The organism is Undibacterium sp. Tian12W (assembly GCF_049339405.1).
GTDB lineage: Bacteria > Pseudomonadota > Gammaproteobacteria > Burkholderiales > Burkholderiaceae_D > Undibacterium.
Genome location: NZ_JBMPPK010000006.1, coordinates 153347 through 167175, shown reverse-complemented (window position 1 = coordinate 167175; position 13829 = coordinate 153347). Strand labels below are relative to the sequence as shown.

Genomic DNA, 13829 nt, shown 5'->3' with positions numbered 1-13829 from the left:
TGATGAGTTAAGGGTACACAAAGGTTCAGACAGTGGTTTCGTAAATTATGCGCCATCTGGCAGCTTCTTTCAGCCAGTACTGGCGCTTACGAATGGCCGCTTTGCTTTTTCCATTGCTGGTTTCCTGGGTAAAGGTGCTGACTATCAGCTCATCCTTGCCCGGGTAGCGGAAATGGGTCACATCTTTTAACTTAATAGCAGGATTATGCCAGTTATCCCAGCTTTGCTGCTGTTTGGGAAACCAGGTATTCAAATTGTCGCCCTGGGTAGTTTTAAAGTTGCGTGAATAGTTTGTCAGAATGCGGTTGGCATTCTGGCTTTGCATGTCCAGGCGCCAGTCATCCAGCAATTTTTCGGCAAAGTTTCTGTCCAGTATCCATTTATTGCGACTGACGAACTCCACTTGCTCACTGATGATGACGGGCGTTTTTCCTATATCGACCATGGACGATATTTTTAAAAAGTCCGGATTCGTCAAAACCACGCAGCCATCTGATGCCAGCGGGGGGCGGCTGAAGCTCTCTGGTGGCATGCCATGCAACCAGATGCCTGAGCCATTGCGGCCATTGAACTTGTCCCATTCATTTGGATAATTCAAGGGCAGGGCGCCGGGGCCATAAAAGCTTGGCAGTTTGGTGCCCGCCAGGCGGCTGGTAATGTAATACACGCCTATAGGTGTTTTTTGATCACCTTCTTTGAGCTTGTTGATGCCAAACTTGCCCTGGCTGATGTAGAAGTCATTGATCAGACGGGGCTGCCCTGCCGCATTCTCATACACATATAAGCGCGATTTTTTCGCATCGACGACGATGGCCTGTTTCTGGTCATCCCGTAATTGCAGTATGGCCTTAGGTATCAGGTCAGGGGCCGGGCGCTCACGGTAGGAGCGTATGCGCGCCGCTGCCTCATCCCTCAAGTCTTTCAGTTTATCTGGCTGTGTCAGTGCACCGACACCAAAACTGCGTACCGGGCGGGTGTGCATCAGCAGCAGGTCGCCCTGTATCAGGTGCGCCAACTGGAAGTGCGGGTAGGCTTCTACCAGCGCATCAATCTTGGTTTGCGCCTGCTGCAGATTATTTGCCGCCAGGTTTTTGTAAACCTCGATTAGCAGGGCATCTGGATCAGGGGCATTTGGATTGATCTCGGCCGGAGCAACTTTATTGGGGCGTGACTTGGCCATGACTTGCAGTGGCGTAACCAGGTACGCCAGGCATGTCAGTGCAAGAACAGCAAAAATGCGTGATTTTCCGGCTGTGTTTGTGGCCGGAGCATCAGAATTGACAGCGAAAAACATTAGCTACCCGCACGCTCCTGTTTGATCTGCCATTTGCCGTCTTGCTTCACCATGTGCAAGGTTTTACGGCTATTGGCAGTCAACTGGTCAGACGTATATATCTGGCGGAATTTAACCGTCGCTGTATTGCCATCGACATCAATTTTGGCAGATTCAATTTTAACATTGATGCGGCCTTTGCCTTCTATCCTGTTACGGCGTTCGTCAGCCCAGGCTTTGTAGGATTCACCTTTTGGTGTCTGAAAGTCTTTTGCGTAATGCCCCAGATAGGCATTGGTGTCTTTGCTGCTCCAGGCCTTGGCCCAGTTTTCTACCGCTTTGAGCACATCGTCTTCTGACTTGTCGCCAGAAGCAGTGACCGCAGGTGCCGGTTTGGATTTTGGTTCTGGCTTGGCTGTTTCTGCCTCGGGTTTTGCAGCCGCAACTGTGGCAGCGCTGGCCTTGGTCGGGGTAGCTGTGCCCGCAGCAGCCTGGGATGCCATGGCAGTTTTAGGATTAGTGCCACCAGTAGTATTGCCCACCAGATTTTTGACCAGGGTCAGTTTTAACTTGGCAGTATTATTGCTTGCATCAAGTTGCAAGGCCTTGTCATAGGCCTGGCTCGCCAGTTTTGCATATACATCACCGAGGTTTTCGTGGGCCGTGCCATAAGTCGGATTGGTCCTGATGGCCATTTCCAGGGCTGCACGGGCCTTATCGTATTGGCCGGACGAGGCATACAGAACGGCCAGGTTATTGTAGGGCTCGGGCAATTCTGGGTAATCGTCAGTCAGCTTCGAGAAAACGGTGATGGCTTCAGCGGATTTATTCTGTTCTGTCAGTATCAATCCCTTCAGAAAACGCATCTGCGCATCCTTGGGGCGTTGCGCCAGGGCGGCCTCGACTTTTTGCAAGGCTTCGCTTACCTGACCAGATCTGAGCAATTTGCCAACGTCGGCAGCATCATCTGCCCTGACGTGAGCGGACATCAACAGCAATGACAGGCTAGATAACGTAAGAACTGAGGTAACAACATTCTTTAAAATGTGGCGCATGGTGTTCGGTCTTGGATTTATAGGAGTTTGGCAGAACATGTAAGCTGCAATGGTATACTGACTATTAAGCAAAGCGCCATCTTATCAAATAAGTTGCTGACTATGGGTGTTTGACAATTACTTTGACAAGTAAGCTGCACTTTGGCTCCTGTTTATTTTTCAGTTGCAACAAATTCCATGATGTTCTGCTGCGAGGCGGTTGAATATTGCCAGTGTATTTGCTCGCTGCAGCAGATTATCGGGGATGATTTTGGCCGCCCTGACCCGGACAAAAAGTGCTGAACACTGGACAGCGAGACCAGTTTTGATATCTAATCTGCTCCGTCAGGACAATATGTCCAATATGCAGGCTTATGAATTTTGCAAAAAAATCATCTAAATGGTTCTTTTGTACGCTTGGTAAAGCGACACTTTATTCAATTAAACATTGCGCCCGCGCCAGAATGAAATTGGATTTTTTTATCAACTCGTGTGATGTTAAGGAGGCACGATGACTAAAACGACATTTTTAAATTTTGAACAATCAATTGCAGAGCTGGAAACAAAAATAGAAGAACTGCGTTTTGTTCAGGATGATTCCGCAGTCGATATTTCTGAGGAAATAGACCGGCTGTCGAAAAAAAGCCAGATGTTAACCAAGGATATTTACGCCAAGTTGACTCCATGGCAGGTGTCGCAGATTTCCCGTCATCCCCAGCGTCCATACACCATGGACTACGTGAACCAGATGTTTACGGATTTCCATGAGTTGCATGGTGACCGAAGTTTCTCTGATGATCAGTCCATTGTAGGCGGTCTGGCACGATTTAATGGTCAGGCCTGCATGGTCATGGGCCATCAAAAAGGTCGCGATACCAAAGAACGTGCTCTGCGTAATTTTGGTATGCCCAAGCCAGAAGGCTACCGCAAGGCCATGCGCCTGATGAAGCTGGCCGAGAAATTTGATATTCCAGTGTTCACCTTTGTGGACACTACCGGTGCCTGGCCTGGTATAGATGCTGAAGAGCGCGGCCAGTCAGAAGCCATTGGGCATAACCTGTATGTGATGGCTGAGCTGAAAGTGCCACTGATCACTACCATTATTGGTGAGGGCGGTTCTGGTGGCGCTTTGGCGCTGGCGGTTGGCGATGCCGTATTGATGTTGCAATATGCGACTTATTCAGTCATTTCCCCTGAAGGTTGTGCCTCCATCTTGTGGAAGACCTCTGATCGTGCATCCGATGCCGCAGAAGCGCTTGGTTTGACAGCACACAGGCTCAAAGCCATGGGTTTGATCGACAAGATCATCAATGAGCCCCTGGGTGGTGCCCACAGGGACCCAAAACAGATGTGTGCTCTGGTTAAACGTGCTTTGGCAGATACCTTGCGTCAATTCCAGGGTGTTAAAACCAAGGACTTGCTGACTGCCCGCCATGAAAAATTAATGAGCTATGGCAAGTTTAAGGAAACGAAACTTGCTGAATGAGGCCAGATCAACATTGCTCCAGTCTTGAGCAAACATTCTCAAAAAAACTCGATGCCATTATTGCTGATTCCTTTGCTGGCTCTTTTGCTGATTCCGGCGCAGGAAAATTGCAAAATGGCCTCGCAGTAGGCTATAGCGGCGGTCTGGATTCAACGGTCTTACTTGACCTGGCAATCAATTACTGCCGCCGCGCCAAAATCTCACTGCATGCTTTTCACGTACATCACGGCCTGAGTCCAAATGCGGATGCCTGGCTTGATCACTGCAGGACCGTATGCGTTACAGGCGAAGTCAGTTTTCATGCCGAACGTATCCAGGTGTCCCGCGACAGCGGTGATGGTGTCGAGGCGTCTGCCCGTAAGGGGCGCTATGAAGCTTTGGGGCGAATGGCGAAAGATACTGGCACTCCCTTGATTCTGGCAGCCCATCATCAGGATGACCAAGCAGAAACCCTGTTATTGCAATTGCTTCGTGGTAGCGGAGTGGCCGGGATGTCAGGCATGGATGTTTGTCATCGTGCACCTAATCTGTTTGGCCATGACCAGGTCATGCTGGGGCGGCCATTGTTGTCTGAAAAGCGGGCAACGCTGGAAGCCTATGCAAGTCAGCGTGGCTTGAGTTATATAGAAGATGAATCAAATACTGACCAGCGCTATCTGCGTAATGCCATACGTCATAGTGTCATGCCGGTACTTGACACCCTGTCACCGGGTTACTCGGAGCGTATAGCCCGTTCGGCTACGCATTTCCAGGCTGCACAAGATTTGATGCTTGAAGTTGCTCAGCAAGATTTTGCCAGTTGCTCAGTTGATACAGGGCTGGATATTGCCGCCATGCGTGAGTTAAGTCCTGCCCGCAAGGATAATTTGTTTCGTCACTGGTTTTCAAGGGCGGGCGTACGCATGCCTACGACTTCACGCCTGAAGGAAATGCAAAATCAGCTATTTGAGGGGCGTGAGGATGCACGTATTACGGTCCACCACGATACTGTCGCCATACATCGCTATAAAAACATCGTCTATCTGTCTGCGCAAAATGCCGGAATGGCTGAGCAAGATCAGCTGCGGGAGTTTGTCTGGGAAAGTCAGGATCATATTCACTTCCCAGAGTTTGCTGGCAGCCTGTATTTTGATACGGCTGAGCATGGGCTGGATGCCTCCTGGTTAAAGCGGCAGCCGCTGACCATGCATTTGCGCAGGGGAGGGGAACGCCTCAAGCTGGCAGAAAACCGGCCTACCCGTGATATGAAGAGTCATTACCAGTCTTTGCAGATACCTTTCTGGCAACGGGAGCGCTTACCTTATGTCTCTATTGGCAAAGATTTATTATTTGCCGCCGGAGTCGGGATGCAGAGCCGGTTTTGCCAGAGTGAGCTGGCTGCCGGCATCTCCCTGCGCTGGGTTTTTGATTAAATTAAGTGTTGTAGCTTTATAGGAATAGTGAACATGCGTAGGCAATTGGTCCTTGATACCGAAACCACGGGTTTGAATGCGCGCAATGGCGACCGCATCATTGAAATTGGTTGCGTAGAATTAATTAACCGCAAGCTGACGGGTAATAATTTTCATCGTTACATCAACCCAGAGCGTGACTCTGAAGAGGGTGCGTTGGCAGTCCACGGACTGACCACCGAGTTTTTAAGTGACAAGCCCAAGTTTGCCCAGGTCGCGGAAGAGTTTTGCGAATATATCAAAGGTGCAGAAATCATTATTCATAACGCACCTTTTGACGTGGGTTTTTTGAATGCCGAACTAGCACGTCTGAACTTGCCGGTATTGACCGAATATTGCCCTAGCGTCATTGATACCCTGGTGCAGGCAAAAGAATTGCATCCAGGGAAGCGTAATTCGCTGGATGCCCTTTGTACCCGTTATGAAATTTCCAACTCCCACCGCAAACTGCATGGCGCTTTGCTGGATGCTGAATTGCTGGCAGATGTTTTCCTGGCAATGTCACGGGGGCAGAACAGCTTTGAAATTGATATCGAAGAAGACGACACCCCAAAAGTGCAAGAAGTCGTGGCCTTTGATGCGCCCGTTGGAGAGATCGCGGTCTTAATGGCAACGGAAGAGGAGATGGCTGAGCATGAGACGTTACTGATTGGTTTGGATAAGCAAATCAAAGATAAGTGCATCTGGCATACGACTGCGTAGGAAATATACTGAGGCAGTTTTGTTTCATATTGTTTTAAATGTAATAAATGTGAAAAATAGTAGCTTAAAAAGCCACATGGAGGCATCAAAAAGGATCACCTGTTGCAAACAGGTGATTTTTTTTTGATTTTTTTTGAGTCCAACCCTAAAGATTTCACAATTTGTTGCCGTTAGATGGATATGAAAATAATTCGAAAATATTTTTAAATTTTCCCTAAAGTTTTCTAAAGTGCTGCCGTTAATGATTATAAGACGATGTGGTAAAAGATCGAATTTTGCGCAAGTCTTTGTTTTCATTGATGTTTTTTGAATTGGCTGATTTTGCTAATCCGAAAAAATAAAAATCTGTTTTCTACGAAATTTCATTTTGTAGATGTCTAAATGTGCCTGTAGGATATTTTCCTATGGCATGCCTTCGTTTTATTCTTGGTTTAAATACGGAATCGCGCTTATACAGCCGCTTTTGACCAGCCTGCACAATGTATCTCACTGGCAACGCAAACATGCCGCTGATAACAAAACTGGAGGGTGGGAAAATGACGCAGAACGATATGATGGCCGAGATTCGGGATGCCAATTTGAGTTATTTGATGTTGGCACAACAAATGATTCGCGCTGATAAAGCGACCGCTATTTTCCGTTTGGGTATAGGCAAAGAAATTGCGGACCTGATAGAAGGTTTGAATAATGCCCAGATCTTGAAGCTGGCTGGTTCCAATATGATGTTGGCGCGCTTCCGTTTCGAAGACAGCTCGATTTTGTGCATGTTGACAAATTACAACAAGGAGCGTGCGCTTGCACATTCCCATGCTGCGATTTTGATGGCCGGTCAGCCAGTTGAAGAAATCCATTAATTTGTCGGGCATTGAATCAAAGCGGACGGAGAAATATCATGGCAAGCAAAAGCGTAGTAAACGAGGCTCACGAAATTCAATTGGCAATTGAATTGGTCAATTTGGGTGCCAGATTGCAGTTGCTGGAATCCGAGACTTCCTTGTCGCGTGAGCGTCTGCTGAAGATATACAAGGAGTTGAAGGGTGTATCTCCTCCAAAAGGCATGCTGCCTTTTTCTGCCGACTGGTTTATTACCTGGCAGCCAAATATCCATTCTTCCCTGTTCATGAATATTCATAAATATCTGCGTGAGCATGCCGGTGTGGATGGTATCGACGCAGTCATCAAGGCGTATCGCCTGTATCTGGAGCAAGTACCTGTTCCTGCAAGTGAGGAGCCTGTTTTGTCTCTGACACGCGCCTGGACGCTGGTGCGCTTCTTTGAAGGTAAAATGCTCAGTTTTGCAAAATGTTGCAAATGCAGCGGGCATTTTGTTGCGCATAGCCTGGATTTGCATGATGATTATGCTTGTGGTTTATGCCACGTCCCGTCACGGGCAGGTAAAACAAAAAAAGCAAAAGATGCGGAGGCCGCGCTGGAAATGGTGGCATAAGGTGGCATAAAATTCAGGAGGAGCCTTGGAGGTAGCATCATCGAAAACCCGCAAAGGCAAACTCCTACCGGATGACGGAGTGTTTTCTTCGCCTGTCATCCTTGCCGTGCTTATCCAGTTATTTGCTCTGCTCCTGTCTTATCTGCTATACGCCACCGACCGGTGGCAATTCGGTAGCAAACTTTCTCCCTTCTTACTGCTTTTCATTCACGCCAGCCTTGCTTCTGCGTGCAGTTACTTGCTGCGTATGAATTGGTGGTGGTGGTTGATACAATTCATCTTTCCCTTTGCAGTTGTCGCTTCGCTGGTCTTTCAGCTGCACCCTGGCGTCAGTCTGGGTATTTTTGTGGTGATGGTATTGTTGTTTTGGTCAACTTACCGCACCCAAGTTCCATATTTTCCTTCCAAATCCAGTTTGTTGCCGTGTATTCTTGAGCAACTACCTGTGCATCATGATTTGTCTTTTATTGATATTGGCAGCGGTTTTGGTGGTGTCTCGGTCAGTCTTGCCAAGTTGCGACCCCAGCAGTCTTTTTTCGGGGTAGAAGTCGCGCCTTTTCCTTGGCTGGTCAGCTGGTTAAGGGCTAAATGGGCGGGGCCTAAGGTTCGATTCTATTTAAAAGATTATTTGCAACTGGATTTCGCTGAATTCGATGTGGTCTTTGCTTACCTGTCGCCTGCTGCCATGCCAGACTTGTGGGAAAAGGTCAGTGCTGAGATGCGGCCGGGTACGCAATTCATGAGTTATGAATTCAAAGTGCCAGGTGTTGAGGCGGATTTAACTATAAAAAGCAATGCTAATGACCCCGTTCTGTATGTCTGGCGCATATAATGCATATAGTGAAATGTATTCCTGAAGCAATATTTAACCTTCCATTTCTGGTGAATGCTTCCGGACTGAGGTAGTGTAGTCGATATTATAAAAAATTCCCTCTAAGGAGTAAAAGCTCGTGTTAGTTATCGTCGGCTATCTCGTCGTGTTGGGCTCAGTGTTTGGTGGCTTTGTCATGTCCGGTGGACATCTGGCAGTGTTGTTCCAACCCCTGGAATTATTGATGATAGGTGGCGCCGCACTTGGCGCTTCACTGGTTGGTAATAATGCGAAAACCCTGAAAGCCACTGTCAAGGCCTTGCCCAGCGTCTTGAAAGGTTCCAAATATACAAAAGCCTTGTATATGGAATTGATGACCATGATGTTTGACGTCCTGACCAAGGTACGCAAAGAAGGTCTGATGTCTATCGAGGGTGATATTGAAAAGCCTGAAGACAGCCCCTTGTTCAGTAAATATCCTTCTATCGTTCATGACCATCATATGATGGAATTCATAGGAGATTACCTGCGCCTGATGGTTTCAGGGAATATGGACGCATTCCAGATTGAAAACCTGATGGACAATGAATTGGAAACACATCATCACGAAGGTGCTGTTCCTGCCCACTTCATTGCCAAGCTCGGTGATGGTCTGCCAGCGTTCGGTATCGTGGCTGCGGTGATGGGGGTGGTGCATACGATGGAGTCTGTGGGTATCCCGCCATCAGAACTCGGTATCCTGATTGCACATGCCCTGGTGGGTACTTTCCTGGGTATTTTGCTGGCTTATGGTTTTGTTGGTCCGCTGGCTGGTTTGATGGAGCAGCAACTGGATGAATCATCCAAGACCTTCCAGTGCATCAAGGTGACTTTGCTGGCCAGCCTGAATGGTTATGCGCCGGCATTGGCTGTAGAGTTTGGCCGCAAGGTGTTGTATTCCACTGAAAGACCGACCTTCAGCGAGCTGGAAGAACATATTAAGCAATCGAAATCTAAATAATAAAAACTGGATTGATGATGGCAAGCGAAGAACTACGACCAATTATTGTAAAGCGCATCAAGAAGGTGGCCGGCGGCCATCATGGTGGCGCCTGGAAAATTGCCTATGCTGACTTTGTGACGGCGATGATGGCGTTTTTCCTGTTAATGTGGTTGCTGGGCTCTACTGCCAAAGGTAATTTGAATGGTATCGCTGAGTATTTTCAAACTCCTTTAAAAGTGGCAATGGCTGGCGGCGATGGTAGTGGTGACAGTTCCAGCGTGATCAAAGGTGGCGGCAAGGATTTGAGTGCGCGTGAAGGGCAAAGCCGTAAAGGTGAGATTGACACGCAAAAGAAAACTTATAACCTGCAGGCTGCCGAGGCTGCTCTGGCAAAGGTTGAGGCTGAGCGCTTAAAGGGCCTGAAGTCCAAGATTGAAGCGGCCATAGAATCCAACCCTACACTGAAGCAATACAAGAAGCAGCTTTTACTTGATATCACCACAGACGGTTTGCGCATACAGATGGTGGATGAACAAAATCGCCCCATGTTTGCCTCAGCCAAGGCGGATCTGCAACCCTATACGAGGGAAATCCTGCATGAAATAGGCAAGGCACTTAATGATGTACCTAATCGCATCAGCCTTTCTGGTCATACTGATTCTGCGCCTTATGGTAGTGGTGAACGCGGTTATAGCAATTGGGAATTGTCTGCCGACCGTGCCAACGCCTCCAGGCGGGAGTTGATTTATGGTGGCATGGATGAGACCAAGGTGTTGAGAGTCGTCGGATTGTCGTCCTCTGTTTTGTTCGACAAGGCAGACCCTCTGAATCCGATTAACCGCAGAATTAGCATCATCGTCATGAATAAAAAAGCAGAAGAATCTGCTTCGCAGGACGGCGGCTCTATTGAGGTTGCAAATCAGTCTGACTCAAGCGCTGAAATTTCAGTCAAACCTTGATATAAGCAAGCTACAAATAAGACTGCAGCATCATTAAGTCAATATGCATAGATAGGATGCTTAAGATGTCCAAAAAGAAACTGTTGGGTTCTCAGGTTAAGCAACTTTTATCAGGTGTGTCTGATCATGGAAATGCACATTTGCTGGAGGTTGAGACTGACCTTGCGCAAACAACGATACTCTTGGGTGAAGCGATAGAAAAGCTGGGTGTCAGCTTCATGGCGCTGCATGCAGCAATATCAAGCGAACAGGAAGAAATCAATCTGATCATCAGTTCTGGCAGTGTTGCAGATGACAGTGTGTTACGGCTCAAGGCAATTCAGGGAGATATCGCAACACATATCAGTTCGGCCGTCACCAGTTTGCAATTCCAGGATTTGACCAGCCAGTTGATCTCGCGCACATTACAGCGTTGCGAAGGTTTGCGTGAAGTATTGGGCACCTTGGGCGTAGTGGGTAATGATATAGAGCATGACGGTGAAACGGACGAGTTGACAGCCTTGTTGCGCGAGACCACCGTGCGCCTGGAAAAACAAAGCGCCGACCTGAAGAATTTGTTACGTAAAGCAGTGCATCAAAAGCATATGGATAGCGGTGACATAGAGTTATTTTAAATCAAGTGGCAGCAAGCTTAAGCTGCCTACAATTCGTATAACGGAGTAAATATGGCCAAGACAATTTTAGCTGTGGATGATTCTGGCTCTCTGAGGCAGATGGTCGCTTTCAGTTTAAAAGCAGCCGGATATCAGGTAATAGAGGCAGTAGATGGCCAGGATGGTCTGGAAAAAGCGCGTAACCAGGTGGTTGATCTGGTGCTCACAGATCAGAATATGCCACGCATGGATGGCCTGACCCTGATCAAATCCCTGCGCGGTTTGCCATCTTATGCGCGCGTACCTATCCTGATGCTGACAACAGAATCAAGTGATGACATGAAGGCGAAGGGGCGTGCGGCCGGTGCGAATGGCTGGCTGGTGAAGCCCTTTGATCCACAAAAGTTGACTGAAGTAGTTAAAAAAGTGATTGGCTGAATTATTGGCCCGGTGTCTGGGCAAACAAATGAAAATCACGGAGTTTAATAATGACGATTGACATGAGTCAGTTTTTCCAAGTGTTTTTCGACGAGGCGGAAGAGCTTCTTGCCGAGAAGGAAAAATTGTTACTTGGCGTCGATATCTCTTCGCCTGATCCTGAGGATTTGAATGCCATATTCAGGGCAGCTCATTCCATCAAGGGCGGTGCTTCGACCTTTGGCCTGACAGATATGACGGAAGTGACGCATATACTGGAGTCACTGCTCGATAAAATACGCAAGGGAGAAATGGCGTTGACAGGGGAGCATGTCGATGCTTTTCTGATTGCCAAAGATATTTTAAAGATGCAGCTTGATGGGCACAGGCTGGGCACGCCTGTCGATCAGGATGCGGTCGCAGATGTCAGGATGTTATTGCAGTCCTTATCGCAGGATGCGGTGCCGGTGGCCGCGCCCACCGCGAGTTTTATCAGCCATCATTCAGAAATCGACCATGCAGATGTCGTGTTCAATACGGCATACAAAATTGAAATGCCTGACGTGTCAGAGGCAGATGCTGCAGCCATCATGTCTGAACTCGGCCTTTTAGGGGCGATTTCACGGCTCGATAATAATGGCAAGAATGTGGTTCTTGCATTGCGCACCAATGAGAGCAAGGATGACATCATATCTATCTGCTCTTTCATTCTCAATCCCGATACACTGAAAATCACCGAAGAACAGATAGCGAATCTGCCTGCCAGTAAAGCTGCCCCAACTGACGATGACTTGGGCTATGGCTTTTTTGAACCGTTGGAATCAATGTTCCCGCCAGAAGAAGGCAAGTCTGATGCCGTTGTCGAAAAAACGCCAGAGATAGTGCAACCCGAGAAGCAGGCACCACAAGCTGAGAAAAAAGTGGAAAAACCTGCTGCTTCTCAAGAGTCTTCCACCATCAGGGTAGGCATAGAAAAAGTTGATCAATTGATCAACCTGATCGGCGAGCTGGTCATTACTCAGGCGATGCTGGAGCAACGCACTCAGGACCTTGACCCGATTGCGAATGAGCGTTTGCTGAGTAGTGTCGCCCATCTGACAAGAAATACCCGCGACCTGCAAGAGGCAGTGATGTCCATACGCATGATGCCTATGGATTATGTTTTTTCGCGTTTCCCGCGCATGGTCAGGGACTTGGCCAGTAAACTCGGCAAGAAGGTTGAATTCGTTACTTATGGTGCTTCCACCGAGCTTGATAAGGGTTTGATCGAACGCATTGTCGATCCCTTAACGCACCTGGTCAGAAATAGTATTGATCATGGTATAGAGATGCCTGCTGCAAGGGCCCTGACTGGTAAAAGCGAGACCGGTAAATTGTCTCTGTCCGCAGTACATCAGGGCGGCAATATCGTCATCGAAGTCAGTGATGACGGTGGTGGCCTGCACAGGGAAAAAATTCTTGCCAAGGCCAGGCAAAATGGTCTGGCGGTTTCTGATTCCATGAGCGATAGTGAAGTCTGGTTGCTGATTTTTGCACCGGGCTTTTCCACTGCTGAGACGGTGACAGATGTTTCTGGCCGTGGTGTGGGTATGGATGTAGTCAAGCGTAATATTGCGGCCATGGGTGGTGTGGTCGATATACGCTCCGCCATGGGTTATGGTACGACGATTACGATCTCCTTGCCATTGACGCTGGCGATACTTGACGGCATGTCGATTAAATTCGGCAATGAAATTTATATTTTGCCGCTGGGCTTTGTCATGGAGTCGCTGCAACCAGCCAAGGCAGATATCAAAGAAATCAGTGGCAAGGGCAGGGTAGTAAAAGTGCGTGATGAATATCTGCCGTTGGTACCTTTATACGAGTACTTTGATATTGAACCAAAGTACACCGACCCTTCTGATGGCATCGTTGTCATCGTTGAAGTAGATGGCAAAAAAGCCGCCTTGTTTGTTGATGATCTGGTAGGACAGCAGCAGGTTGTAGTAAAAAATATAGAATCAAATTACAAGAAGGTCCCGGGGATCTCTGGCGCAACTATCCTTGGTGATGGTGGCGTTGCACTTATTTTGGATGTCGCAGCTGTTTTGCGTACTGCGCGATGAAGATTGAATCAGAAATTTAAGACGAGGAAAAAGAAATGACGCAAATTTCACATGGTGGTGATGCTTCCAATGACGGAGCCAAATCTGATATTGCCGGGCATGAATTCCTTGCTTTTACTTTGGGTAATGAAGAATATGGTATCGACATTCTCAAGGTGCAGGAAATACGTGGTTATGAGGCCGTGACAAGAATTGCTAATGCCCCTGATTTTTTGAAGGGCGTTATCAACTTGCGCGGCATTATTGTGCCTGTGGTCGATATGCGTATCAAATTCAATTTGGGGACGCCTACTTATGACCAGTTCACGGTAGTCATCATTCTCAATATAGAAGGGCGTATAGTCGGCATGGTGGTCGATAGCGTTTCCGATGTAACGACTTTATTGCCCGAACAAGTCAGACCGGCTCCTGAAATGGGAACGACTTTCAGCACTGATTTCCTGATTGGTCTGGGTACGCTGGATGACCGTATGTTGATACTTGTTGATATAGACAAATTGATGTCGAGTCCAGAAATGGGGCTTGTTGATGCTGCAGCATGATGATCTAGTTTCTCTCTGAGTGGCTAC

The 13829-nt window shown here is 47.9% G+C and carries 14 protein-coding genes; 12 read left to right on the top strand and 2 right to left on the bottom strand.

Features of this window, described 5'->3' with window-relative positions; all coding sequences use genetic code 11:
- Positions 1 to 25: 25 nt before the first annotated feature.
- Positions 26 to 1294, bottom strand: a complete 1269-nt coding sequence (locus ACO0LI_RS09530; protein ID WP_423032379.1) for a L,D-transpeptidase family protein — start codon at positions 1292 to 1294, stop codon at positions 26 to 28.
- Positions 1294 to 2262 (bottom strand): L,D-transpeptidase Cds6 family protein, encoded by a 969-nt coding sequence (locus tag ACO0LI_RS09525; RefSeq protein ID WP_423032378.1) that lies wholly within the window; start codon positions 2260 to 2262, stop codon positions 1294 to 1296. The genes ACO0LI_RS09530 and ACO0LI_RS09525 overlap by 1 nt, the downstream gene beginning before the upstream one ends.
- 556 nt (positions 2263 to 2818) lie before the next feature.
- On the opposite strand from ACO0LI_RS09525, the gene ACO0LI_RS09520 reads away from it, so the two are divergent.
- The 12 genes from ACO0LI_RS09520 to ACO0LI_RS09465 all read left to right on the top strand — a co-directional run bounded on the left by ACO0LI_RS09520 (position 2819) and on the right by ACO0LI_RS09465 (position 13802).
- Positions 2819 to 3793, top strand: a complete 975-nt coding sequence (locus ACO0LI_RS09520) for an acetyl-CoA carboxylase carboxyltransferase subunit alpha (RefSeq protein WP_423032377.1) — start codon at positions 2819 to 2821, stop codon at positions 3791 to 3793.
- Positions 3790 to 5205, top strand: coding sequence for a tRNA lysidine(34) synthetase TilS (tilS, locus tag ACO0LI_RS09515; RefSeq protein ID WP_423032376.1), 1416 nt, complete (start codon positions 3790 to 3792; stop codon positions 5203 to 5205). Before ACO0LI_RS09520 ends, tilS begins: the two co-directional genes overlap by 4 nt.
- A gap of 33 nt (positions 5206 to 5238) precedes the next feature.
- A complete protein-coding gene (dnaQ, locus tag ACO0LI_RS09510; RefSeq protein WP_423032375.1) occupies positions 5239 to 5946 on the top strand; it encodes a DNA polymerase III subunit epsilon in 708 nt (235 codons plus the stop codon).
- 536 nt (positions 5947 to 6482) lie between these two features.
- Positions 6483 to 6800: a flagellar transcriptional regulator FlhD gene (flhD, locus tag ACO0LI_RS09505; RefSeq protein WP_110254236.1), complete on the top strand. Its 318-nt coding sequence runs from the start codon at positions 6483 to 6485 to the stop codon at positions 6798 to 6800.
- Positions 6801 to 6838: 38 nt separating this feature from the next.
- On the top strand, positions 6839 to 7393 hold the full coding sequence (gene flhC / locus ACO0LI_RS09500; protein WP_423032374.1) for a flagellar transcriptional regulator FlhC: 555 nt from the start codon (positions 6839 to 6841) through the stop codon (positions 7391 to 7393).
- A gap of 25 nt (positions 7394 to 7418) precedes the next feature.
- The gene (locus ACO0LI_RS09495; protein ID WP_423032373.1) at positions 7419 to 8225 is read left to right on the top strand and encodes a class I SAM-dependent methyltransferase; all 807 of its coding nucleotides are present in this window, start codon (positions 7419 to 7421) and stop codon (positions 8223 to 8225) included.
- Positions 8226 to 8343: 118 nt separating this feature from the next.
- Positions 8344 to 9204: a flagellar motor stator protein MotA gene (gene motA, locus ACO0LI_RS09490; protein WP_423032372.1), complete on the top strand. Its 861-nt coding sequence runs from the start codon at positions 8344 to 8346 to the stop codon at positions 9202 to 9204.
- Positions 9205 to 9221: 17 nt separating this feature from the next.
- Positions 9222 to 10145, top strand: a complete 924-nt coding sequence (gene motB / locus ACO0LI_RS09485) for a flagellar motor protein MotB (RefSeq protein ID WP_162059160.1) — start codon at positions 9222 to 9224, stop codon at positions 10143 to 10145.
- A 65-nt stretch (positions 10146 to 10210) separates the two neighbouring features.
- Positions 10211 to 10759, top strand: coding sequence for a chemotaxis protein (locus tag ACO0LI_RS09480; RefSeq protein WP_422951073.1), 549 nt, complete (start codon positions 10211 to 10213; stop codon positions 10757 to 10759).
- Positions 10760 to 10810: 51 nt separating this feature from the next.
- A complete protein-coding gene (locus ACO0LI_RS09475) occupies positions 10811 to 11176 on the top strand; it encodes a response regulator (RefSeq protein ID WP_110253733.1) in 366 nt (121 codons plus the stop codon).
- Between the two features lie 50 nt (positions 11177 to 11226).
- Complete coding sequence (cheA, locus tag ACO0LI_RS09470) at positions 11227 to 13260, top strand: chemotaxis protein CheA (RefSeq protein WP_422951074.1); 2034 nt, start codon at positions 11227 to 11229, stop codon at positions 13258 to 13260.
- A gap of 35 nt (positions 13261 to 13295) precedes the next feature.
- Positions 13296 to 13802 (top strand): chemotaxis protein CheW, encoded by a 507-nt coding sequence (locus tag ACO0LI_RS09465; protein WP_422951075.1) that lies wholly within the window; start codon positions 13296 to 13298, stop codon positions 13800 to 13802.
- Positions 13803 to 13829: the final 27 nt, after the last annotated feature.